The sequence below is a fragment of the Streptomyces sp. NPDC054786 genome (assembly GCF_053611685.1).
The window spans coordinates 109,952-134,398 of record NZ_JBSHAW010000015.1 but is presented as its reverse complement, the minus strand read 5'-3'; the positions used below and the strand labels follow the sequence as shown (position 1 = coordinate 134,398).

Genomic DNA, 24,447 nt, shown 5'->3' with positions numbered 1-24,447 from the left:
TCCGGCCAGTCGGCGGCGTGTTCCTCGCTGAGAATGAGGCGCTTGGAGAGGTGTCGACGTTCGATTCCCCAACGGGAACGCTGACTCCCGAAGTGGTGTACAAACGCTGCTCAACCTCGTGGACAAAGCCAGCTCGTCGAGCATGTCCTCCCGCGCTGGAGGAGCACGGGGATCTCGACCGGGCCATGGGGTTCTTGCGCCGGCTCGGCGAGCGGGGCTGCGGCGCTCAGCATCAGCGGGCCGCATGGCGCCGTCGTGCACGCCTGGCGGACGTGGTGGACGACCTCGAGCTGCTGACGCCTGGCCGACGAGGAGGGCCAAGGCGGAGGCTCCTGGAAGACCGTGGTCTCCGCCGGATCCCAGAGGCTCTCAGTGATCTCGTCCATCACACCCTCCTGTAGTCCCCTCGGGTCCTCTTGGTGAGACGCGGCTTTCAGGTCTCGCTCCGTGCGGGCCGGCGGGCACGGACGCGTGGCAACGGTGCCGGCAGTGCGGTGCGGTTTTCCCGCCAGACGGCAAGTAGATATGCGGCAAGTCGGCCCTCGAGAAGTGTGGTGGCACCGATTCCGAAATGTGCCGACGGAACCGGAAGCTGTCCAGGCGAGGACCGGACAGGGTGCTTCTCGCTGGCTGTCTTTGCCTGCGTTGAGCGCCGAAAGAGGACGGCGTTGCTCGCGGTCACCGACCCCGCGCCGGCAGCCGAGGGCTTGGACTGCGACCCCACCGAACCGGTTCCAACCGCTGGCCCGTGGCGCAGCAGCGGATGCGATCACCGGCGATAGCGCGTGCCATGGAGGGGTGACGGAGCAGGAGGGCTCGGTGCAGAGAGGTGCGGCTTGTGGCGCGCGCGGTATGGAGTGGTTCCCTGACCTTTGGGTTGGTCACGCTGCCGGTGCGGATGTACACGGCGACGGAGAGCCACACCTTGCACTTTCACCAGCTCCAGCGCGGCACCGCAGACCGGGTCCGTAACCAGCGGGTCAATGAGCGGACCGGGGAGGAGGTCGCGCCCGACGACATCGTCAAGGGCCTGGACGCAGGCGACGAGTACGTACTGGTCGAGCCGGAGGAGCTGGATGACATAGCGCCTGGCCGGTCCAAGGCGCTGGAGATCAGCGGTTTCGTGGATCTGGCTGAGGTCGAGCCGGTCTTCTTCGACCGGACCTACTACCTGGGCCCGGCGGGTAAGGACTACGCCAAGGTCTACGGCCTGCTGCACAAGGCTCTTGCCGAGGCCGACAAGGCCGGCATCGCCACCTTCGTGATGCGCAACCGCGCGTACCTGGTCGCGGTCAAGGCCGAGGACGACATCCTCGCCCTGCATACCCTGCACTGGGCCGACGAAGTCCGCGACCCGCACGACGAAGTGCCGGATCTCCCTGGGAAGCCGAAACTCACCGATCGTGAGCTGGAGACCGCGAAGCAACTGATCGAGGCCCTGGCCACAGACTGGGACCCCGCGGAGTACCACGACACCTACCAGGAACGCGTGCACAAGCTCGTCGAGTCCAAACGCAAGGGCGAAACCGTGGAGAAGGCGGAGGAGGCACCTGAATCCACCAACGTGGTCGACCTGATGGATGCCCTCAAAGCCAGCGTCGAATCGGCAAAGGACGGCCGTACCAAGCAGGCAAAAGGAGGCGGCAGGGGTGACAAGAGTCGGCGGCGGCGCCAACAGAGACGTTCTTCACCCACCGATCTGGCCCGGTGCAGCAAGGCGGAGCTGTACGAGCGCGCCTCCCGGGCCGAAATCCGGGGCCGCTCATCGATGAACCGGGAAGAACTCATTGAGGCCCTCACTGCCTGATCACATGGCCAGACTCTCCTGCGGCGACGTGCCCACGAGCGACCGGCTCGAGAGCATCGCGCGCCCCCACCGGGCCGTCTCGCAGACGCCCGCCTGCGGCAAAGCCCTAGCTGGCATGAGTGGTACCTGAGAGGTGTCACCATTTCGGCGCCCTGATAGACGGCAGCACACCGGAGGTGTGAGATGGCACCAGTGCCCGATCGCATCGCAGAGCCGTGGGGGACGCGTACACCGTACGGGCTGGGGGAGGAGTGGCCGGCTCGGGTGGATACTCAGCTCGCCGACGGAGTAACCGAACGCGATGTCGAGCGATGGGTTCCCACGACCTCGCTTCTGCACTCCAACGGGGATGCGATGGACGTGGCGGTCGGCGCGGGCCGGATCCTGGGGGTGAGGGGCCGACCCGGCGACAGGGTCAACCGGGGACGTCTCGGTCCCAAGGATCTCTTCGGCTGGCAGGCGAATGCCGCTCCGGACCGGCTTACCCGGCCGCTGGTGCGGGAGGCGGGCCGGCTGATCGAGACCGACTGGTCCACTGCCATGGAACGGATCGTGGACCGGTCGCAACACCTGCTGAGTGAGTGCGGCCCCGGCTCGATCGGCTTTTACACCACCGGCCAGTTGTTCCTGGAGGAGTACTACACACTCGCGGTCATCGCACGCGCCGGGATCGGCACCAACCATCTGGACGGCAACACCCGTCTGTGCACCTCCACCGCCGCGGAGGCGCTCAAGCAGAGCTTCGGCTCGGACGGCCAGCCGGGCTCCTACACGGATTTCGACAGCGCCGACACCATTGCCCTCTTCGGGCACAACATGGCGGAGACCCAGCCCGTGCTGTGGATGCGGGTACTGGACCGGCTGGCCGGCCGCCAGCCACCGAAGCTGGTCTGTGTGGACCCGCGGCCCACGCCCTCAGCCCGCCGGGCGACCGTGCACCTAGCGCCGCGGGCAGGTACCAACGTCGCCCTGATGAACGCGCTGCTCCACGAAATCATCCGCACCGGCCGGATCGACGAAGACTACATCCGGGCCCACACCACCGGATTCGACGAACTGAAACATCGCGTGGCCGAGTGCACGCCGCACTGGGCGTCAGACATCTGCGACGTCCCTGCCGAATTGATCCGGGAAGCTGCGGAGATCCTCGGCACAGCGCACCGGTTGGTATCCACGGTGCTCCAGGGCTTTTACCAGTCCCACCAAGCGACAGCCGCCGCCGTGCAGATCAACAATCTGCACCTGGTACGCGGCATGATCGGCCGGCCTGGTGCAGGAGTGCTGCAGATGAACGGCCAGCCCACGGCGCAGAACACCCGGGAGTGCGGGGCTAACGGAGATCTGCCAGGCTTCCGCAACTGGCAGAACGACGACCACGTTGCCGAACTCGCCCGGGTATGGAACGTCGACGCCGCTACCATTCCGCATTTCGCTCCGCCCACGCATGCCATGCAGATGTTCCGCTACGCCGAACAGGGGTCCCTGCGGATGCTCTGGATCAGCGGAACCAACCCGGCCGTCTCCCTGCCCGAACTCACCCGTGTCCGCGCCATTTTGAGGGACGAGAGCCTCTTCACCGTCGTCCAGGACATCTTCCTGACCGAGACGGCGCAGCTCGCCGACGTGGTGCTCCCCGCGGCGACGTGGGCGGAGAAGACCGGCACCTGCACCAACGCCGACCGCACGGTGCACCTGTCCGAGAAGGCCATCGAGCCGCCCGGCCAGGCTCGCGCCGACCTCGACATCTTTCTCGACTACGCCCGGCGCATGGGATTCCGTGACCGGGACGGAGCGGCGCTCGTGTCCTGGGACAACCCTGCCTCCGCATTCGAGGCGTGGAAGAAGTGCAGCGCGGGACGGCCGTGCGACTACACCGGCCTCACCTACGAGCGACTGCGACAGGTCGGCGGTATCCAGTGGCCATGCACCGCTTCAGAACCCGGAGGGACGGAACGCCTCTACACCAAGGGGTTCACATGGGCCGACGCGGCGCTGTGCGAGAGCTACGGAAAGGACGTCGTCACGGGAGCTGCCTCTTCCGGGATCGAGTACCAAGGGGCGAATCCGCAGGGAAAGGCGATGATCAAGACGGCCGAATACCTTCCGCCGCACGAATTTCCTTCCGCGGAGTACCCACTCCAGCTCACCACGGGACGAACCCTCTACCACTTCCACACCCGCACGAAGACCGGACGTGTACCCCAGCTGAACGCCGCGGCCCCCGATGTCTGGATCGAAATATCCCCGGCCGAGGCAGCCCGACACGGGCTGGAGGAGGGCGACATGGTGGAGGCCGCCACACGACGGGGCTCCGTACGCGGCAGGCTCCGGATCACCTACATCCGCGACGGCATGCTTTTCGTGCCCTTCCACTACGGATACTGGGACACCCCGAAAGGCAGCGGTCCCGCCGCAGACGAGGGCGGCCGAGCGGCGAACGAGACCATCGTCACCGACTGGGACCCTGTCTCGAAGCAGCCGCTTTTCAAAACCGCTGCTGCCCGCCTCTCGCTCGTCGAACGCGGTTTCGGGCGGAGCGCACCCGCCCCGACCACCGGCGCCTCCGCACCCGCCCACTCCGCTATGCCCGATGCGAAGACCGGTGGCCGGGGCCCGGCGTCGCGGCGCACCTCCGACCAGCCGCGAAACGACGGCGCACCACGCAACGGTGGCGCCAGGTGAACGGCATCACCGCCATTCTGGGCGCGCTCCTCGATGGGGAGGACGAGCTTGCGGGTCGACTGCTCGATCTGGCAGAGCGGCACCCCGCTGAGGCCGAGGTGCACCATGTCGCGCGGGACCTCGCCCGGTGGTCCCACGACAGCGGCGACCGCATCAGAGCGACCGGTCCGCATTACGGCCTGCAGGAAGCTGAACGGCCACGCCACCGGAGCGACGGGCCACGGCCCTCTCCAGCCTCCGTACTGCAGGGGCAGGACAGTGGGCTGGTCCTCCTCGGGGAGCTGAGCGAGGTGCACCTCGCGGCCGCAGGGAACTCCCTGCACTGGGACATGCTCAGCCAAGCCGCACAGGCGAACAGGGACGACCGGCTGCTGGAGCTGGCCTCGACCTGCCAGCCGTACACGCGGCGACAGATGCGCTGGACCCACACCGTACTGAAGGAACTCAGCCCCCAACTATTGACCAGCGCCTGAAGCACATGGCCGGGTCGATCCGGGGAGCTCGCACACTGCGAGGCCACTTTCCACGAGACTTCCCATGATCAAGAACGAGCCGGACCGGCAGACACTCGTCACCATCCGGTACGGCGACTTGACCCGCCGCAGGTCGCACACCACATCGCCATCGGAGCGGACGGCCATGATGCGAACGGTGCCGCGCGGGCGAGGGCGGAACGGTTTCACCCCGCGCCACACCGCTCTCCTGGACCTGGGTGACATGCGGTGCAGCAAGTCGAGGCCGCGTTCCCGGGGCCCGGCCAGAGCGACCCAGAACACGTCCCCGGGCCCGCGTGAAATGTTGTCGGGGAACCCCGGCAGATCGCGGACAAGCATGTCGCATTGACCGGACCGTGGGCCGGTCAGCCAGAGTCGGCGGAGCCGGTACGCACCGCTCTCGGCCACGATGACAAAGGAGTCGCCCTCAGCCAGCGCTACCCCGTTGGCGAATTGCAACCCGTCCAGCAGAACTTCAGGGCTACCGCCTGGCCGTAGCTGCAGCAGCTGTCCGGTTCCGGTGTGCTCCAGAATGTCGCCCACCCAGTCTTCGAGGCCGTAACGCCGGCTGGAAACGCTGAAGTAGAGGGTTCCGTCTGCTCCCTCGGCAACATTGCTGCAGAACCGCAAGGGCTCACCACCCACCTCTCGGGCCAGCACACGTACAGCCCCGTTGCGCGTGTCGACATGCAACAGGCCCCGTTGTGCGTCGCACACCAGCAGTTGGCCATCCAATGTGGGCGCCAGGCCGAGCGGCCTCCCACCAGTGAAGGCAGCGGCTGCCGCGCGGACGGCCCCGAAAGCGGAGAATGCCAGCCGCCAAATGGTGCCGTCTGCGGCTCCCGTGAAGAGCCGGCCCTCAGCGTCGACCACCACGTCTTCAGGGCCCTGAATCTCGGTGGCGACCACTCGTGGCGCGGGGAGCTGATGCGGTTCGGCGGACTGAACAGTTCGTTTGTTGCTCTGATTCACGAGCTCTTTCGCGTCCTTGCCGTCCGGAGACACCGCGTCATCTCTTCGGCATAGGGGAGGGCGACGCAGGCGCCGATGGCCAAGCCAAGACCGGCCAGGTACTTGACTGGCAGGGGATTTTCCTTGGGGAGCAGCCTCCAGTCATCTGTCCCGATCCCGCCGCGCAGCGTGGCGCGGACCTGGTCGGCATGCAGACAGCAGGTGAAGGCCATTGCCGCGAGCGGCAAGACCTCCAGGAAGCTGTGTATGTGCTGCTCCACCGGGCGGACTTCCCGCTCGTCGGTCGCCAAGCTGACGTCCCACAGCGCGGTAGCCCCGTGAGCCACGGCGGCACCCCCCATCACGGAGAGTACGAGCGGATTGACCTTGGCGAGCAGGCCCATCGCCACGGGGATGCCCGCTTCCGTCATCATCAGTGCATGCAACGCTGACTCACGCGTGCCCGTGGTGTCCTCGATGTGGGTACGGCGGTGCATGATCCAGTCCGCTACGGCGGGCACACACCACAAAGGCAGCACCCCATACATAAGAAAACGCCGGTTCGCGTCCTCCGCATCGAATGAGCGTGCGGGAACCGACAGATCGCGGGGGCGCCGCCACCGGTGCCAGGCACGCAATACCGGGCCGTGCCGCAGGTTCATGTTTTGCCTCCAGAATCATTTCTCTACCCTGCCTCCGCAGGGCGGCAACTGGAATCGGGTGGTCCTCAATGCGGCTCTTTGCCCCCGCGTCACTGTCGGTAGGCTGGCTCGAGTACCCCGAGCTGGCTCCGACACGCGGTCCTCGGCCAACCAGGAGCAGCAGTCAGCACTCTGTGGAGAGCCAACCGTCCATCAAAGCATCTGTCCCGGTGAGCCCCTTCGCTACTCCAGCTCTGGTGGAGCTGCCCTCACTCCCTTGACCGATGCTCAGCCGGGACGCGTTCAGGATGGCTGAGCCATGAAGTGGGGGCGGATCATTCAAGAGCAGACCAATGAGCTGAGCGGAGCGGGCGGGAACGCTGCTGCGCTGCGCCGAGCCCTCACGCTGGCAGAGCCGCGACTGTTGAAGGCCCGGCAACTGAGTTCCGTGTCGTGAGGAAGGAGGACCCGTTGGAGGCATGACTGGCGCCGTCGGGGACACACCCTGAGGAGAGTCGATAAGGAGCCTGGATCATGTTGATGCCGGACCCGAAGGACGTGCGGGCCCTCCTCAGCCGGTATGCCGCTGCTCGGTTGGCCCACGCGGAGAGGGAAGCCCCGAAGACCGCCGCGCAGCTGGACGATGTGTCGTACACCTTGTGCGTGGCCACGGCGACCACAGAGATCAACGATGCCCTCGCCGCCGCAGACCGTATTCTGGCGCAGACTCCTCCCTCTGCCTGCAGCCACCAGTGAGGCAGTGCGGAGAATCAGCCACGTAACACAGGGGATGGCCGCCGCGTGGGCGTGAAGGCGCGGAGCACAGCGCCCGAGAGGCGGACGCCGACCGCTTCGGCCAGTCGGCGGTTCGCAGCCGCCGGATGTCTCCCCGTAACGTTCGCGCAGGTCGTGCAGGCCTCTGTGTATAGCTCCGCCCGACGCGCCCGGCGGCGACCGCAGCCTCGAATTTCCTGTCCGAGGTTGGGCCGACCCGGATCTCCAGCCTTCGGTCACGTGAGGGAGGGGGCCAACCGGGACAACTACCGATGCGAAACGGTTGCGCACGATCCATTCGGGTACCTGTTCCATTCACCCCGAGGAGGACCGATGGCCATCGCGACGATCCGTACGCTCGTTTTTGATTGTCCCCATCCGTACGCCCTCGCCGACTTCTATGCGCAGCTGCTGGGAGGCGAGATCAAGGGCGAGACCGACAGCGAGTGGGTGGATCTCTACATCAGTGACGTGAAGCGGCTCGTTCCAGCGAGTACCTGATTACGTTCCGCCCGAGTGGCCCAGCACGAGCCACTCGCAACAGCTCCATCTCGACCTGGACGTGGACGACATGGAGGCGCGTGAAAGGGAAGTGCTCGCCCTCGGAGCAAAATCCCTGGACCTTGAGGATGAAGGCGGAAGGCGAGACTTTCGTGTCTATGCCGATCCTGTCGGCCACCCTTTCTGTCTCATTCGACCGTAGTGACGTCCCGCCCCCTACCGAAGGCGGAACGGAACACGATGCAGACGGTCTGGGCGCAATGCCCACGCGCCGGTCTTCACTGGTGTCAGATACGTGAAAGTCCCAAGGAGCCGACGATGGAGGTCTGATCGTGCAGTACGGCTATTTCCTGTCCTGTGAGGAGCACGGGCCGGCAGAACTGGTCGAGCAGGCTCGTATGGCAGAGCAGGCAGGCTTCACCTCGTTGTGGATCTCCGATCACTACCACCCGTGGAACGATGCGCAGGGCCAGAGCCCCTTCGTCTGGTCGGTGATCGGCGCTCTTTCACGGGCAACATCGCTTCCTGTGGAGACGGCTGTGACCTGCCCGACGATGCGGCTGCATCCTGCCGTCACCGCCCAAGCGGCAGCGACTGCAGCGGTGCAGCTGGGGGGACGGTTCCGGCTCGGGGTAGGTAGCGGAGAAGCACTCAACGAGCACATCCTCGGAGACGCATGGCCCCAGGCGTCGGTTCGTCTGGATATGCTCGAAGAGGCCGTGCAGGTGATGCGGAAGCTCTTCACAGGCGAGCAGGTCAGCCACCACGGCAGGCATTACACCGTGGAAAACGCCCGCCTCTATACCGTCCCCGACGAGCCGGTCCCCATCGACGTATCGGGGTTCGGCCCCGCCGCCACGGAACTGGCCGGTCGGATCGGCGACGGCTTTGTGACCATGGTTCCGGATGCTGAGGCGGTCGAGCGTTTCCGACGCAGCGGCGGCGGCACGAAACCCGTTCGCGGCGGATTGAAAGTGTGCTGGTCCACCGTTCGAGACGAGGCCGTCCGGACTGCGCATCGGCTGTGGGCCAACGAGCAGCTCCCCGGTGAACTGCCGCAGATCCTCCCCACTCCCCGGCACTTCGAGCAGGCGGCGCAACTGGTTACCCCGGACCGCGTCGCGGAGAACGTGACGTGCGGAGGCGATGTGGACGCGCACCTCAGCGCGATCAACGCCTACGCGGACGCGGGGTTCGATGCCGTGTACATCAGCCAGATCGGCCCTGACCAACGCGGCTTCTTCGACTTCTACCGCACACAGGTGCTGCCGCAGCTGACGCAATGACTGGCTCGTGAGAATCACGGGAGGGCGTATGGAATCGTCAGGCCGAGGACAGATATCCGAGGGACGCCATGAGTCGGCGGAGGAGCGGGCAGACCGGCGCTGGAACGAATTGCTGCAAGAAGTCCGCGTCATTCAGACCGGTGTGCAGATCCTCTTCGGGTTTCTGCTCACCGTCGTCTTTACGCCTCGCTTCGCCACGCTCGGCCAAAGGGACAAGACCATTTACGTGGTCACCGTCGTCCTCGGCGCAGCCACCACCGGTGCGCTCATCGGTCCCGTCACCCTTCACCGGCTGGTCACCGGACGCCGGATCAAACCTGAAACGGTCCTCTGGGCCTCACGGATGACACTCGCCGGAACCTTGCTGCTGCTGGCCACCGTCACGGCGGTGCTGCTCCTCATTCTGCGCGTCGCGATGCACAACAGCGCCGTCCCCTGGCTCGTCATGGGGCTCGTTGTCTGGTTCCTGCTTTGCTGGTTCGCCCTGCCCACCTGGGCCCGCCACCGGAACTCACGCGAGAACTCACGCGAGAAGTGAGCCGCCGCCCGCGAGCGCTTCGACGCCTGGAGCCCGCCCTCGGCCCCGTGGGCGGTGCTCACCGCCCTGGGCACCACCGACCCGTCATCCGTCCCACTGACGGACAGCTGCTTCACATTCGCCTGGGTCTCTGTTGCCGCGCAGCCCGCTCGCGTCGGAATGTCTGCCAGATGTGGGCGCGCGCTGCCGTCATCTGACCCTGAGCTTGCTCCCATCGATGCCTGGCCTCCTTCAGCCGACCGGTCAACTCCGGTGCCCTCGGACATCACGGCGCATCCGCGGTCTGCGGGCTGCCGCCGACGAGCTGGCGATCGTGGACAGCAATCCGCGCCCATGACCCCTGGGGCAGGTGGTGTTATCCGCCGTATTGGGCAGGCGGAGGGCTGCGGCGCGAGCCAACGGGTGCACATGCGCCGCTGTCCGCCGCGCGCCACAGTGAGAGAGGCGGCCTCCGAAGAAAGGCAGGAAGAGCCCGTGACCAGCAGGAACAAACTGACTACGTATCGTGGCAAGCGGGACTTCGGCCGGACCCACGAGCCGCAGGGCGGGCATGCTTCCGCTGGTGACACGCTGTGCTTCGTGGTGCAGATTCATGACGCCAGTACCTTGCACTTCGACTTCCGGCTGGAGGTCGACGGCGTATTGAAGTCCTGGTCCGTGCCGAAGGGCCCGTCCACGGACCCGCAGGACAAGCGGCTGGCGATGCCCACCGAGGACCACCCGCTGGAGTACCGGGATTTTGAAGGAGTCATCGCGGAAGGGGAGTACGGCGCAGGCACCGTGATTGTCTGGGACGAGGGCGGCTACCGGCCGCTGCCGGGGAAGAAGGGCCGCAGCCGCACGTTCAGCGAGGCGCTGGAACATGGCCATGCGTCCTTCTGGCTCGACGGCAGCAAGCTGCACGGCGGCTATGCGCTCACCCGGTTCCGCGGCGGCGGCACCGGGGAGCGGGAGTCCTGGCTGCTGGTCAAGGAGGACGACGAGCGGGCGGGACGTCGTGGCACTCCCGACGCCCGCCGGGCCCGGTCCGTCCGCAGCGGTCGGACCCTGAAGCGCGTCGCCCAGGAAGAGGCCGAAGGGAGCGGTGATGACCGGGGCCGGTGAGCTGCTGGCGGCCCTGCCTCCGGACGAGCGGGCACTGCTGGACGACGCCCCGGCCGGCGAGGAGTACGCGGTGCGTCCGATGCTGGCCGTGCTCAGCGACCGCCGGGAGTTCGACGACGGCTGGATCTTCGAACGCAAACTCGATGGAGTGCGGACGCTCGGCGTCCGCGAGCCGGACCGCACCCGGCTGCTGTCCCGCACCGGCCGCGAGGTCAACTCCAGCTACCCGGAGATCGTCGACGCCCTCGGTCGCCAGCGGTGCCGGGACTTCATCGTCGACGGCGAGATCGTCGCCTTCGCGCACGGTCGCACCGACTTCGCCCGCCTCCAGCAGCGGATGCAGCTCACCGACCCCGACGAGGCCCGCGCCAGCGGCGTCGCCGTGACGTACTACGTCTTCGACCTGCTGCGGCTGGCCGGCCGCGATCTCACCCGGCTGCCGCTGCGCACCCGCAAATCCCTGCTGCGCCAGGCGCTCGACTTCTCACAGCCGCTGCGCTTCACCCCGCACCGCAACCGCGGTGGCGCCCGGGAGCTGGACGAGGCGTGCGCCCGCGGCTGGGAGGGGCTGATCGCCAAGCGGGCCGCGAGCCGCTACCTGCCCCGCCGCTCCTCGGACTGGCTCAAACTCAAATGCGCGCAGGGCCAGGAATTCGTCATCGGCGGCTTCACCGAACCGGCCGGCAGCAGAATCGGCTTCGGCGCCCTGCTCCTCGGCTACTACGCCGACGGCGCCCTTCGTTACGCGGGCAAGGTCGGCACGGGCTTCGACCAGCAGACACTGCGCCGGCTCCGGGCCCTGCTCGACGCCCGCCGATGCGACCGCTCTCCGTTCGACGGGCCCGTGCGTGAGCGGGGCGCCCACTGGGTCCGTCCCGAACTCGTCGCCCAGATCGGCTTCACGGAGTGGACCCGCGACGGCATGCTGCGCCATCCGCGCTTCCTCGGCCTGCGCGACGACAAGCGGCCCGAGGACGTGGTCCGCGAACGTCCGGCCCGGGGCTGACAGGGGCCCGCGACATGTCCGACACCGCACTCGTCGTGATCGACATGCTCAACTCCTACGACCACGAGGACGCCGAACTGCTGCTGCCCTCGGTGCGCACGGTGCTGCCGCGCGTCACCTCACTGATCGACCGGGCCCGGCGCGGCGATACCGAGGTCATTTACGTCAACGACAATTTCGGGCTGTGGCGCTCGCACCATGACGAGCTGCTGGACACCGTGCTCAGCGGACCGCACGCGGACCTGGTGGAGCCGCTCCGGCCGGATGAGAATTCGCTGTTCGTGGTCAAGGCGCGGCACTCGATCTTCTACCAGACGCCCCTGGAATACCTGCTGCGTCAGCACGGCATCGGCACGATCGTGCTCTGCGGCCAGGTCACCGAACAATGCGTGCTCTATTCGGCGCTCGACGCGCACATCCGGCACATCGGTGTCACGGTCGTCGAGGACGCCTGTGCGCACATCCACCGGGATCTCGCGGAAGCCGCCCTGCGCATGATGGAACGCAATATGCAGGCCCAAATCGTCAGATCCACTGCTGAGGAGATCTTCTGAGTGGAAAGGACGACTCCGCTGTCGAGCCATGGGCCCTTCATGCTCCGGTGTGCCCTTGACCGGGCTCATCCCGTCTCCCCGTGCTGCCCCTGCCGGTGGGGCGTTGCACACCCTGCGCTGGCCGATACGGACTACCACTGTTCCAACGTCGATGAACGGGGTGTTCTCATCAAGGCGCGCTCTTTGCGTGATGCCGGCGCTTGCTTCGCCAGACGACGGGCACCCGCCCGGGAGCTGAGCACTGGCACACCGCACGAGCTGAAGGGCGACGGCATCGACCGAAGGTGCCGGCCTGATTCCTGCGCTGGATCGGGAGCAGCTTCTGGACGACCCGTAGGAGGCGATCATGAATGCGAACCGCAGAGCTGCACTGTTCGACATGGACGGGACGCTCGTGGACAGCACCTATCTGCACGCCGTCACTTGGTGGGAGGCGTTCCGCCAGGCCGGCCACCGGGTACCGATGGCCGCCATCCACCGAACTGTCGGGATGGGGGCCGACCACCTCATCGGCCACCTCCTGGGCCCCGGCCGGGACCGCGATCGCGATGCCGCTCTCAGCGCGGCGCACACGACCCTCTTTGCCGAGTACTGGACCCGTCTTGCGCCCTTGGACGGCGCTGCTGACCTGTTGCGTGCCTGCGCCGGACGCGGCTGGGAGGTGGTGCTCGCCAGCTCGGCGGGCGGGGCGGAGCTGAGCGCCATGCGAAGCGCCCTGGACGCCGAGGACGCGCTCACCGCGGTGACCGGCGCGGACGACGTGGAGTCCAGCAAACCCGCCCCTGACCTCGTGGAACAGGCGCTCGCGCAGGCCGGCACCGAGCCCGGGCGAGCGGTGTTCGTGGGAGACACGGTCTGGGACATGAAGGCCGGTCGCCGGGCCGGGGTGCCGTGCGTGGGAGTGCTCAGCGGTGGCTACTGCCGCCACGAGCTACTGGAGGCCGGGGCGCAGGAGGTCTACGAGGGGCCGGGTGACCTGCTGAGCCAATTGGACTCGTCTCCACTCGGGTGAGACAAGACCTGCGGCACGCCACAGACTGCCCCTCGGCCGTACCGGCGCCTTCACGAGGCGATGGGCCGGGCGCTCCGCAGCTCCGTGCGCGCCGGGTGCGTGCCGCCGTGGCGTTCCTGGCTCATGGGACGCAGGGGACGACAGTGAGCCGCTGTGACCGCGCTGCGGCCAGCCGCGTCGAATTGCCGGCCGCCGCACCGTCTGGTTTCCACGCTGCCAGCCCTGTACGGCTTTCCTGTGAGCCGGGCCGGACATGCGGCCCGTGGTGACTCGATGCCGCAGCCTGGGCCCGCAGGCGGTCGGGGCCTCGTTCTGTGTTCTCTCGTCTTCAGGGGCCCGGGAACCGCTGAAGATGCTCCCTGGGCACCACTGCTCGACGGGCGTGGCCGGCTTCACTGGTGGGTCCGTACCTGCCATCACTGATGCCCTGACAGGACAGACTGAACAGGCCACGACCGTCGGAGTTATCGCGCTTCCCGCCGTCACTGCATGACCCGCACCGTATTGAGCTGGGTGTCGACGGCGTCGGGCACATTCATCCCTGCCTCGATCCCTGGGCGCAGGTACCGCAGCACAGGTTCAGTGAGGAGTTCGCCCGGCAGCACGGTGGGGATTCCCGGCGGGTAGGGCGTGAGCATCTCTGCCGCCACACGGCCGACAGCATCCTGCACGGCGACATCCTCCACGCGGCCGAAGAAGGCATCGCGCGGGAGGCACGTTTGTTCGAGTCGAAGCAGCGCAGGCGGAGGGACGTCCACCATGGGGCCGGTGTGCAGGTCCGGCGAGGCCGCCGAAGCAGCGTTCAGCGCCTCCAGGAGGGTCCCTGTCGTCTCGTGGTCGTCGGCGTGGGTGAGCTGGGTGTTGATGCGGCGATGGTCGGCGAGGTGTACATCGACGCTTCGGTGTGTGCGCAGCCAGTCCGCCACCCGGTATCCCGTCGTATTGAGCCTGCTGACGTCGATGACGACGGGAAGCGGATCGAGGTCCTCTGCCAGGCCGGGCCCGCAGAAATCTGCACGGTCATGTACGTGCAGCCCTTCGATTTCCTCGATCGCCGCCCGCACACGGGTAGCCAGCCCGAGGGCCCGGTCGAACAGGCCCTGGCCGTGCTGAGCCATTTGCCGCCGCCAGCCGTCAAGGCCGGCGTAGATGAGCACAGAGGGGCTGGTGGTGCCGAGCAGGTCGGCGCGAGTCTTCAGGAGGGCCGGGTCGATCAGGTCGCCCTGAAGGTGGAAGACGGAGCCCTGCTCCAAGCCGCTGCCCATCTTGTGGATGCTGGTCACACAGACATCCGCGCCTGCGTCCATCGCCCACGTGGGCAGATCAGGGTGGAAGGGCAGATGTGCACCCCATGCCTCATCAACGATCAGTGGAAGGCCCCGGCGATGGCAGGTGTCCGCGATGGCGCGGAGGTCCGCGCAGGAACCGTAGGAGGTCGGGCTGGTGACCAAGGCGCCCTTTGCGTCCGGCTGGGCGGCGAAGGCTGCCTCGTAGTCGTCGGCGGACGGTGGGTGGGCCAGGTGGAGGTCGGCATCCCATCGGGGCTCCACCCACACGGGGCGAATGCCGGAGAGGATCAGACCGGAAACAACAGATTTGTGGGCGTCCCGGCCGATCAGCAACTTCTCGTGAGGATGTGCCACCGAGAGCATGGCGGCCTTCACCGACAGGGAGCTGCCGCAGGTCGAGAAGAAGGTGTGGGAAGCGTGCACCGCGTCGGCCATCAGTTTCTCGGCACGCTCAAGGACCTGGTTACGGGTACGCCGGTCATCCAGGCCGCCGGAAGCCAGGACGTCCCCGTAGAAGACGGCGTCACCCAAGATGTCCCGGACCCGGGGGTCGGCGCCTCGGGCCTGCTTGTGGCCAGGTGGAGTGAACGAGAGGTGTTTCGAGGCGTGGTACTCGGCCAGCGCTTCCAATACCGGTGCACGGCTGTGGTCAGGTGCCATGCGAGACCGGTTCCCGACGGCCAATACGGCTAATCATGAGCCCTTGGCTCGTCGCTCTTCCGCTGGCGCCGAGAGCTTCAAGGGAGTGGACTGGGGTCGTGCGGGAGGTGACGGTGATGGTCGCAGGTGCAGCACCGGGGGGAGGAGACGATTACGACGCCACTCCGTTTCTGCCGCGCCGTGGTGGTCTCCCGGCGCATCGGCGTGCTGCCGCGCGCTGTCAGGGCTGTCCGCTGTTCGAGGACGCGTCCGGGACGGTCTTCGGGGCGGGCGAATCCTCTGCACGGATCATGTTCGTCGGCGAGCAGCCGGGAGATCAGGAGGACCGGGCGGGCGAGCCGTTCGTGGGGCCCGCCGGACGCCTGCTGCGGACTGCGCTGGGCGAGGTGGGAATCGCCGAGGAGCATGCCTACTTCACCAATGTGGTCAAGCATTTCAAGTTCGAGGTGGCGGGGCGGGGGAAGCGACGGATTCACAAGCCGCCGAGTCTGCGGGAGATGCGGGCCTGCCGCCCTTGGTTGAGTGCCGAGTTGCGTCTCGTGCACCCTGAGGTCGTGGTGGCCCTCGGAGCGACTGCCGGTAAGGCACTGCTCGGCCCGTCGTTTCGGGTCACCAAGGACCGCGGCGCTCTCCTTCCGCTGCCCCAAGCGGAGCAACGCTCGACCGAGGGTCGGGACGGCCAAGAGCCAGGGCTGATTGTCGCCACTGTTCATCCTTCGGCGATCCTCCGGTCCGATGAGCGCGAAGCGGCTTACGCGGGGCTCGTGTCAGATCTCCGAGTGGCTGCCGGAGCGTTGGGCTGAGGGCTGAGCGAGCCGCCCAGGGATCAGCGAGTGAAGGCCGATGGCGAGCCGTCGAGCTCACATACCGCGACGCTTCGTTCTGTGAGACTCCCCATGATCAGGAAGGCAGAGACGGCAGAGACGGCAGGGCCGGTAGGGCCGGTAGGCGCCGCTTTCGGTCACGCCCACGAAGGACTCGTCCTCGGCCGGTTGGCACTGCCGCAGGCCCAGCACAACTTCTGGCTCGCCGGAGGCGCTCGACGAGCCCGTGGCTTGGATGTCGTAGCCGCCGGTCCCGGCCCGGGGCTGGGTGCGGACGCCTTATACCGGCGGGCGCGGGAGACAGCGCAGTGCCCGGGCATGACAGGCCGTCCTGCCGTCCCCACAGCTCCACCCGGCGCAATCCGCGCTGATCCACGCGTTATCTGGCCCCCTTCAGGGGAACGCGTGTCGTGTGGCCGACTGACGGCGGCTGTCCGACCGGTGGGAGGTGTGGCGATGGAGCACGACGCAGGCACCGCTCAAGTCCGAGCGCCCGGCCTGTCCACGAAGGCTCTGCGGCGGGCCCTGCGGGACCGGGTCGACGGCGAGGTCCGTTTCGACGCGGGAAGCCGGGGCACGTACTCCACCGACGGTTCGAACTACCGGCAGCTGCCGATCGGGGTGGTGGTGCCGCGGAGTGTCGAGGCCGGCGCGGCCGCGGTCGCGGTGTGTGCGGAGTTCGGGGCGCCGGTGCTCTCCCGCGGCGGCGGGACCAGCCTGGGTGGACAGTGCACCAATGCCGCTGTCGTCATTGACTGGACGAAGTACTGCAACCGCCTGGTGACGGTGGATGCGGAGCGGCGCACCTGTGTGGTCGAGCCGGGCATCGTCCTGGACGAGCTAAATCGCCAACTCGCCGGTCAAGGACTGAAGTTCGGTCCCAAGCCATCGACGCACAGCCACTGTTCGCTGGGCGGGATGATCGGCAACAATTCGTGTGGAGCGTCGGCGCAGGCGTACGGCAAGACTGTCGACAACGTGCGGCGGCTGGAGATTCTCACCTACGACGGCGTCCGGATGTGGGTCGGGGCCACCTCGGACGAGGAGTACGACCGGGTCGTGGCATCCGGTGGCCGCCGGGCGGAGCTGTATGCGGGGGCGCGGGAGCTCATCGACCGCTATCGGGGGGACGTCCGCCGGGGCTTCCCGAAGATTCCCCGGCGGGTGTCGGGCTACAACCTCGACTCGCTGCTGCCGGAGAACGGCTTCGACCTCGCGCGCGCTCTGGTGGGCAGCGAGGGCACGCTCGTTACCGTGCTGCGGGCAGAGCTGGATCTCGTACCGGTGCCTGAGAGCGAGTCCATGGTGGTACTCGGGTACCCGGACATCTGTGCCGCGGCGGACGACGTGCCGCGCCTGCTGGAGCTGTGCCGCCCCACGCAGCTGGAGGCGCTGGACGGGCGGATGGCGCAGCTGATGCGCGAGGAGGGCGCCTATCTGGACTCGCTGGAGCGGCTCCCGGAGGGCGACAGCTGGCTGCTGGTGCAGTTCAGCGGGGAGACCGTGGCGGACGTCGACCGGCAGGGCCACGATCTGCTGCGGGCGCTGGGGCGTGACGAGGACGACCCGTCGGTGGTGCTTTCCGACGATCCGCAGCGCGAGCAGCAGATGCTCAGGGCGCGCGAGGCAGGCCTGGGGGTGACCGCGCGGCCGCCCGACGACCGCGAGACCTGGGAGGGCTGGGAGGACTCGGCCGTCCCGCCGGAGCGGCTCGGGGATTACCTTCGCGACCTCAAAAAGCTCTTCGAGGAATTCGGCTACGACCACCCCTCCCTCTACGGCCACTTCGGCCAGGGCTGCGTGCACACCCGGGTCCCGTTCGATCTGAAGAGTGCCGACGGCGTGGCCGACTTCCGCCGGTTCCTGCTGCGCGCAGCCGACCTGGTGGTGTCGTACGGCGGGTCGCTCTCCGGCGAGCACGGCGACGGGCAGGCGCGTGGCGAGCTGCTGCCGAAGATGTTCGGGGAGCGCCTGGTGGCGGCCTTCGGGGAGATGAAGGCGCTGTTCGATCCGGATAACCGGATGAACCCAGGGAAGGTCGTCGCCCCGCGCCGGGTCGATGAGGGGCTCCGGCTGGGGGCGGAGTGGCGGCCGGCGGAGCCCGCGACGCACTTCGGCTATCCCGAGGACGAGCACTCCTTCCGCCGCGCCGTGCTGCGCTGCGTGGGGATCGGCAACTGCCGGTCCCACAGCGGCGGGGTGATGTGCCCGTCCTACCGGGCCACCGGCGAGGAGGAGCATTCCACCCGCGGCCGGGCGCGGCTGCTGTTCGAGATGCTCGACGGACATCCTGATTCGTCCGTCACCGACGGCTGGCGCTCGACGGAAGTGCGAGACGCGCTCGATCTGTGCCTGGCCTGCAAGGGCTGCAAATCCGACTGCCCCACCGGCGTCGACATGGCGACCTACAAGGCAGAGTTCCTCTCGCACCACTACGCCCATCGGCTGCGCCCGGCCGCACACTATGCGCTGGGCTGGCTGCCGTTGTGGGCTCGCCTCGCCCGGGTAGCGCCACGTCTGGTCAATGCGGTTCTGCACGCGCCAGGGCTGGCGCGGCTGGGCAAACGGGTGGCGGGCGTAGCGGTTGAGCGGGAGGCGCCGGCGTTCGCCGAGCAGAGCTTCGCCGAGTGGTTCCGGGCCCGGGGCCTACCGCAGCCGGACCCCGCAGACCCCCGAGCGGTGGTGCTCTGGCCGGACACGTTCAGCAACCACCTTCATCCGAACGTCGCGAAGTCTGCGGTGCGCGTCCTGGAGGACGCCGGCTTCCGCATCGCCGTCCCGGAGCAGAGCGTGTGCTGCGGGCTGACGTGGATTTCCACCGGTCAGCTGGAGACGGCGAAGCGGGTGCTGCGTCGGACCATCGACGTGCTGCGCCCCTGGCTGGATGCCGGCACACCGGTCATCGGGCTGGAGCCGTCGTGCACCGCGGTCTTCCGCTCCGACGCGCCGGAGCTGTTCCCCGGAGACCTGGACGTCCAGCGGCTGGCCGGGCAGGTCCGCACGCTGGCCGAACAGCTCGTCAACCACGCCCCCGACGACTGGCGGCCGCCACGGCCTGCCCGCACGGCGATCGTCCAGACCCACTGTCACCAGCACGCGGTGCTGAAGGACGACGCTGACCGGGAACTGATGCGCCGGGCCGGACTGGAGGCCGAGGTGCTGGACGCCGGTTGTTGCGGCCTGGCGGGCAACTTCGGCTTCGAACACGGTCATTACGGCCTGTCGATGGACATCGGGGAGCTGGGCGTGCTGCCCGCTGTGCGCGCGGCGTCGCCCGGGGCGCTGGTCCTGGCGGACGGTTTCAGCTGTCGTACCCAGATCGCGCACGGCGGTACCGGCCGGGGCGCGCTGCACTTGGCCGAGGCGCTCGCGCTCGCCCTCGACGGCCCGGCACCCGCCCACTACCCAGAAAAACTCGTCGACCGCCCGCGCCCCGATGCCCGCGACGCCCGTCTGGCCACCGCAGCGGCCCTCGCCGCCGTCGGCGCGGCGGCCTGCGCAGCGGGCGCGGCGCTCCTGCGACGACGCACCTGAACCGGAAAAGGAGCTTCAGTGTCCACCAAGGTCTCCGACCACATCCTCCAGCGTCTGCGCGAGTGGGACGTCGAGCATGTCTTCGCCTATGCCGGTGACGGCATCAACGGGCTGCTCGCCGCCTGGGAACGCGCCGACAACAAGCCGAAGTTCGTCCAGGCGCGGCATGAGGAGATGGCCGCCTTCCAGGCCGTCGGGTATGCCAAGTTCTCCGGCAAGGTCGGCGTCTGCGCGGCCACCTCCGGACCCGGCGCGATCCACCTGCTCAACGGCCTCTACGACGCCAAGCTCGACCACGTGCCGGTCGTGGCGATCGTCGGGCAGACCAACCGCAGTGCGATGGGCGGTTCCTACCAGCAGGAAGTCGATCTGCAGAGCCTGTACAAAGACGTCGCCTCCGACTTCTGCGAGATGGTGACCGTCCCCGAGCAACTGCCCAACGCCATCGACCGGGCGATCCGTACCGCCTACGGCCGACGGACGGTGACCGCGGTGATCATCCCGGCGGACGTCCAGGAACTGGACTACTCGCCGCCGACGCACGACTTCAAGATGGTCCCCTCCAGCCTCGGCCTCGCCTCCTACGAGCCGGTCCCGACCGATGACGACCTCGCCCGCGCGGCCGAGGTGCTCAATGCGGGGGAGAAGGTCGCCATCCTGATCGGGCAGGGCGCCCGCGGGGCGCGGGCCGAAGTGGAACAGGTCGCCGAGGTGCTCAGCGCGGGGGTGGCCAAGGCACTGCTGGGCAAGGACGCACTCCCCGACGACCTGCCGTATGTCACGGGCGCGATCGGCCTGCTGGGCACCCGCCCTTCCTACGAGCTGATGCAGGACTGCGACACGTTGCTCGTCATCGGCTCCAGCTTCCCCTACACGCAGTTCATGCCCGAGCTGGACCAGGCGCGGGCGGTGCAGATCGACATCGACCCGCACATGGTCGGTATGCGTTACCCCTTCGAGGTCAATCTCGTCGGAGACTCCCGCGCGACGCTGCAACGGCTACTGCCGCAGCTCAAGCGCAAGAAGCACGGTGAGTGGCGAAAGAAGATCACGAAGGACACGGCACGCTGGTGGGAGGTGATGGAGCGACGGGCCGCTGTAGAGGCCGATCCGATCAACCCGGAGTATGTCGTGCACGCGCTGGATCCGCTGCTGCCGGACGATGTCATCCTGGCCGCGGACTCCGGCTCAGCCGCCAACTGGTACGCGCGTCACCTGCGGATGCGCGGCACGATGCGCGGCTCGCTGTCCGGGACGCTCGCCACCATGGGCCCAGGCGTGCCCTATGTCATCGGTGCGAAGTTCGCCCACCCGGACCGGCCGGCGCTGGCCATCGTCGGGGACGGCGCGATGCAGATGAACGGCATGGCGGAACTCATCACCGCGGCCAAGTACTGGCAGGAGTGGCGCGACCCACGGCTCATCGTCGCCGTCCTGAACAACCAGGACCTCAACCAGGTGACGTGGGAGATGCGCGCGATGTCCGGCGCCCCGCAGTTCCTCGCCTCGCAGGCGCTGCCGGACGTGCCCTACGCCGACTTCGCGCGGTCCATCGGGCTCGGCGGCGTACGGGTGGAGAAGCCCGACGACGTCGAGGACGCCTGGCGCCAGGCGCTCACCGCCGACCGGCCGTTCGTCATCGATTTCCGCACCGACCCGGCCGTGCCACCGATCCCGCCGCACGCCAGCCTCGACCAGATCGAGGCCGCGGCCACCTCCGTCCTCAAGGGCGACAGTGACCGTGCGGCGATGGTCAAGCAGGGCTTGAAGGCCAAGGTCCAGGAGTTTCTCCCGGGCCGGAAGCACCACCAGGACTGACGGTGCAACAGCATGCCCGGGGCGCGGACCCCGTTGTCGAGACGGTCGGAACCTCGGTCTACCGGGTTCCCACCGATGCCCCCGAGGGCGACGGCACGCTGACCTGGGAGTCCACCACCATGGTCGTGGTCCAGGTCCGCTCCGGCGACACGACGGGCCTGGGCTACACCTATGGGGCCGCGGCCACCGCCCAGGTCATCGATGAGCAGCTGGCCGGCCTCGTGACCGATCGCTGCGCGTGGGATGTGCCTGGCGCCAACGAGGCGATGTCCCGGGCGGTGCGCAATGCGGGTCGGCCCGGGCTGGTCGCGGGTGCCATCTCGGCCGTCGACATCGCCCTGTGGGACCTCAAGGCGCGGCTGCTTCAGGTGCCGCTCGTCGGGCTGCTGGGAGCGAGCGGCACCGACGTGCCCGTGTACGGCAGCGGCGGCTTCACCACGTACGACGACCGGCAGCAGGACCAGCAGCTGCGCACCTGGGTCGCGGAGCAGGGCATTCCACGGGTCAAGATCAAGATCGGTGAGTCGTGGGGTACCGCGGAGCAGCGCGACCGGCGGCGCATCGCGCTCGCCCGCCGGAGCATCGGCGACGCCACGGAGCTCTATGTCGATGCCAACGGCGCCCTCACCCGCAAACAGGCAATCCGGCTCGGCCCCTGCCTCGACGCGCACGGGGTGACCTGGTTCGAGGAGCCGGTCTCCTCCGACGACCGGGCCGGCCTGGCGCAGGTCCGGGCCGGCGTCGCGGCCGACGTGACGGCGGGGGAGTACGGCTACACGCTGCCGTACTTCTGGCACCTCCTCCAGGCCGGTGCCGTGGACTGTCTGCAGGCCGACGCCACCCGATGCGGCGGCCTGACCGTCTGGCTGCGGGCGGCAGCCCTGGCCGAAGCGGCCGCTCTGCAGATCTCCGGCCACTGCGCACCGCACGTCCACGCCCATGCGGCAGCGTCCGTACCCAACCTGCGGCACCTGGAGTGGTTCCACGACCACGTGCGTATCGAGAACCTGTTCTTCAGCGGCGTGCTGGACCCGGCGGGCGGAACCATCCGGCCGGGCGAGGACCGGTCACCCGGCCATGGGCTCACGCTGCGCGCCGACCGTGCCGACCCGTACCGCGTCACCTGAGGACACGGAGACGATGAGCACCGACCACCGGCCCGGCGAAGACCTCCATTATCCGCCGCAGGACCTGGGCAGTTACGCGCTGCTCGCCGACGGCGAGCGCGGCGCCCTGGTCGGGCCGCGCGGCGAAATCTGCTGGCTGTGCGCACCGCGCTGGCACGACGAGGCGGTGTTCGCCGCGCTCATCGGGGGCGGCGGCCTGTATGCCGTCACTCCGGCGGAGCCGTTCGTGCCCGGTGGCGCGTATGAGGACGGTTCGTTGATCTGGCGCAGCCGGTGGGTGACGCGCAGCGGCATCGTCGAGTGCCGCGATGCGCTGGCGTTCCCCGGGCAGACCGGGCGACTGGTGCTGCTGCGACGCATCGTGGCCTGCGAGGGCCCGGCCCGGTTGCAGGTGGTGCTGCATCCGGTCGCGGCCTATGGACGGGAGCCGATGCGCGAGGTGCGGCGCGACCCGACCGGCGAGTGGCAGGCACGGCTGGGCGGGCTGGCGTTGCGGTGGTCGGGTGCCGAGGACGCCCGGCCGGCCGGCGGGGACGGCGACCGGTTCATGCTGGAGCTCAACTTGGCGGAGGGGCAGCAGCGGGACCTGGTGCTGGAGCTGAGCGCCGGGCCGCTGCGTACCACGGCCGTCGATCCGGGGCGCGCCTGGGCGGCCACCGAGCGGGCTTGGGCCTCGGCGGTCCCCGCTCTCACCGACACCGTCGCGGTCCGCGACGCCCGGCAGGCGCATGCGATCCTGCGCGGAATGACGAGCGCCGACGGGGGAATGGTCGCCGCAGCCACCACCAGCTTGCCCGAGCGCGCCGAGGAGGGCCGCAACTACGACTACCGGTACGTCTGGATTCGCGACCAGGCCTATGCGGGCCAGGCCGTTGCCGCGGCCGCCCCCGGCCCGCTGCTGGACGACGCGGTCCGCTTCACCACGGCCCGACTCCACGCCGACGGACCGGATCTCAGCCCCGCGTACACCGTGACCGGGCAGCCCGTCCCCGACCAGCACCCGCTCGACCTGCCCGGCTACCCCGGCGGCTACGACCGGATCGGCAACCACGTCAACCGGCAGTTCCAGCTCGACTGCTTCGGTGAGGCACTGCTGCTCCTCGCCGCCGCGGCCGAGCACGGCCGTTTGGACGACGACGGCTGGGCGGCCGCTCGCATCGCCGCGGACACCGTCAGGCGACGGTGGCGGGAGGCGGACGCCGGAATCTGGGAACTGGGCAACCGGGACTGGACACACAGCCGCCTCATCTGCGCCGCCGGTCTGCGCCGCCTGGCGGGCGCAGCGCCCCGCGGCCCGGCCGCCCGTGACTGGTCGGGCCTGGCGGACGCCCTCCTCGCCGATACCGAAAGGCGCGCCCTGCACCCTGACGGCCACTGGCAGCGCTCGCCCGACGACCCCTCGCTCGACGCCGCGCTGCTGCTGCCTCCCCTACGGGGCCTGCTGCCGACCGACGATCCCCGCACCCGGGCCACACTCCGCGCCTACACCGCCAATCTGACCGACGGCTACTACGCCTACCGCTTCCGGCACGACGACCGCCCCCTCAGCAAAGCCGAAGGCGCCTTCCTCCTCTGCGGCTTCGTCACCGCGCTCGCCGAGCACCAGCAAGGCCACGACCTCGACGCCTACCGCTGGTTCGAACGCAACCGCGGCGCCTGCGGCGCACCGGGCCTGTACGCGGAGGAATACGACGTTGCCCAGCGCAGATTGCTGGGCAATCTGCCCCAGGCATTCGTCCACGCCCTGTTCCTCGAAGCCTCCGCACGGCTGGCCCGCCCGGAGGCCCGCCGCCCGGACAGCCCCCGCCCCACATGACCACCCCGTTCGAAAGGAGCCGACCGCTC

General features: G+C 68.6%; 18 protein-coding genes and 1 pseudogene. 16 read left to right on the top strand and 3 right to left on the bottom strand.

Annotated elements, in window-relative coordinates; translation table 11 throughout:
* The first annotated feature begins 838 nt into the window (after positions 1 to 838).
* From ku to ACWGI6_RS15170, 3 genes are all read left to right on the top strand, one after another.
* On the top strand, positions 839 to 1,807 hold the full coding sequence (gene ku / locus ACWGI6_RS15180; RefSeq protein WP_453267920.1) for a non-homologous end joining protein Ku: 969 nt from the start codon (positions 839 to 841) through the stop codon (positions 1,805 to 1,807).
* Positions 1,808 to 1,990: 183 nt separating this feature from the next.
* Entirely contained in the window at positions 1,991 to 4,489 is a 2,499-nt protein-coding gene (locus ACWGI6_RS15175) for a molybdopterin oxidoreductase family protein (protein WP_453267919.1), read from the top strand.
* The gene (locus ACWGI6_RS15170) at positions 4,486 to 4,962 is read left to right on the top strand and encodes a hypothetical protein (protein WP_453267918.1); all 477 of its coding nucleotides are present in this window, start codon (positions 4,486 to 4,488) and stop codon (positions 4,960 to 4,962) included. Before ACWGI6_RS15175 ends, ACWGI6_RS15170 begins: the two co-directional genes overlap by 4 nt.
* On the opposite strand, the gene ACWGI6_RS15165 is transcribed toward ACWGI6_RS15170, so the two are convergent.
* Positions 4,945 to 5,955 (bottom strand): SMP-30/gluconolactonase/LRE family protein, encoded by a 1,011-nt coding sequence (locus ACWGI6_RS15165; RefSeq protein ID WP_453267958.1) that lies wholly within the window; start codon positions 5,953 to 5,955, stop codon positions 4,945 to 4,947. The genes ACWGI6_RS15170 and ACWGI6_RS15165 overlap by 18 nt on opposite strands.
* The gene (locus tag ACWGI6_RS15160) at positions 5,952 to 6,596 is read right to left on the bottom strand and encodes a diguanylate cyclase (protein WP_453267917.1); all 645 of its coding nucleotides are present in this window, start codon (positions 6,594 to 6,596) and stop codon (positions 5,952 to 5,954) included. The genes ACWGI6_RS15165 and ACWGI6_RS15160 overlap by 4 nt, the downstream gene beginning before the upstream one ends.
* Positions 6,597 to 7,109: 513 nt before the next feature.
* Here ACWGI6_RS15160 and ACWGI6_RS15155 point away from each other — a divergent pair.
* From ACWGI6_RS15155 to ACWGI6_RS15120, 8 genes and pseudogenes are all read left to right on the top strand, one after another.
* Positions 7,110 to 7,331: a DUF5133 domain-containing protein gene (locus ACWGI6_RS15155; RefSeq protein WP_453267916.1), complete on the top strand. Its 222-nt coding sequence runs from the start codon at positions 7,110 to 7,112 to the stop codon at positions 7,329 to 7,331.
* 351 nt (positions 7,332 to 7,682) lie between these two features.
* Positions 7,683 to 8,052 (top strand): annotated as a pseudogene (locus ACWGI6_RS15150) (VOC family protein).
* Between the two features lie 127 nt (positions 8,053 to 8,179).
* Positions 8,180 to 9,136, top strand: a complete 957-nt coding sequence (locus ACWGI6_RS15145; RefSeq protein WP_453267957.1) for an LLM class F420-dependent oxidoreductase — start codon at positions 8,180 to 8,182, stop codon at positions 9,134 to 9,136.
* A gap of 28 nt (positions 9,137 to 9,164) precedes the next feature.
* Positions 9,165 to 9,674, top strand: coding sequence for a DUF6328 family protein (locus ACWGI6_RS15140; protein WP_453267915.1), 510 nt, complete (start codon positions 9,165 to 9,167; stop codon positions 9,672 to 9,674).
* Between the two features lie 474 nt (positions 9,675 to 10,148).
* Positions 10,149 to 10,778 carry a DNA polymerase ligase N-terminal domain-containing protein gene (locus tag ACWGI6_RS15135; protein WP_453267914.1) on the top strand — a complete coding sequence of 210 codons (630 nt, stop codon included), beginning with the start codon at positions 10,149 to 10,151 and terminating at the stop codon, positions 10,776 to 10,778.
* A complete protein-coding gene (gene ligD / locus ACWGI6_RS15130; RefSeq protein WP_453267913.1) occupies positions 10,762 to 11,784 on the top strand; it encodes a non-homologous end-joining DNA ligase in 1,023 nt (340 codons plus the stop codon). Before ACWGI6_RS15135 ends, ligD begins: the two co-directional genes overlap by 17 nt.
* A 14-nt stretch (positions 11,785 to 11,798) precedes the next feature.
* Entirely contained in the window at positions 11,799 to 12,338 is a 540-nt protein-coding gene (locus ACWGI6_RS15125; RefSeq protein WP_453267912.1) for an isochorismatase family cysteine hydrolase, read from the top strand.
* A gap of 346 nt (positions 12,339 to 12,684) precedes the next feature.
* On the top strand, positions 12,685 to 13,350 hold the full coding sequence (locus ACWGI6_RS15120) for an HAD family hydrolase (protein ID WP_453267911.1): 666 nt from the start codon (positions 12,685 to 12,687) through the stop codon (positions 13,348 to 13,350).
* A gap of 482 nt (positions 13,351 to 13,832) precedes the next feature.
* On the opposite strand, the gene ACWGI6_RS15115 is transcribed toward ACWGI6_RS15120, so the two are convergent.
* Complete coding sequence (locus tag ACWGI6_RS15115) at positions 13,833 to 15,299, bottom strand: aminotransferase class I/II-fold pyridoxal phosphate-dependent enzyme (protein ID WP_453267910.1); 1,467 nt, start codon at positions 15,297 to 15,299, stop codon at positions 13,833 to 13,835.
* 116 nt (positions 15,300 to 15,415) lie between these two features.
* On the opposite strand from ACWGI6_RS15115, the gene ACWGI6_RS15110 reads away from it, so the two are divergent.
* The 5 genes from ACWGI6_RS15110 (at position 15,416) to ACWGI6_RS15090 (ending at position 24,418) form a co-directional block, all read left to right on the top strand.
* Positions 15,416 to 16,102: a UdgX family uracil-DNA binding protein gene (locus ACWGI6_RS15110; protein WP_453267956.1), complete on the top strand. Its 687-nt coding sequence runs from the start codon at positions 15,416 to 15,418 to the stop codon at positions 16,100 to 16,102.
* Positions 16,103 to 16,579: 477 nt separating this feature from the next.
* Positions 16,580 to 19,657: an FAD-binding and (Fe-S)-binding domain-containing protein gene (locus tag ACWGI6_RS15105; protein WP_453267909.1), complete on the top strand. Its 3,078-nt coding sequence runs from the start codon at positions 16,580 to 16,582 to the stop codon at positions 19,655 to 19,657.
* A gap of 18 nt (positions 19,658 to 19,675) precedes the next feature.
* On the top strand, positions 19,676 to 21,475 hold the full coding sequence (locus ACWGI6_RS15100) for a thiamine pyrophosphate-requiring protein (RefSeq protein WP_453267908.1): 1,800 nt from the start codon (positions 19,676 to 19,678) through the stop codon (positions 21,473 to 21,475).
* A gap of 2 nt (positions 21,476 to 21,477) precedes the next feature.
* Positions 21,478 to 22,602 (top strand): enolase C-terminal domain-like protein, encoded by a 1,125-nt coding sequence (locus ACWGI6_RS15095; RefSeq protein ID WP_453267907.1) that lies wholly within the window; start codon positions 21,478 to 21,480, stop codon positions 22,600 to 22,602.
* Positions 22,603 to 22,615: 13 nt separating this feature from the next.
* The gene (locus ACWGI6_RS15090; RefSeq protein ID WP_453267906.1) at positions 22,616 to 24,418 is read left to right on the top strand and encodes a glycoside hydrolase family 15 protein; all 1,803 of its coding nucleotides are present in this window, start codon (positions 22,616 to 22,618) and stop codon (positions 24,416 to 24,418) included.
* The last annotated feature ends 29 nt before the right edge of the window (positions 24,419 to 24,447 follow it).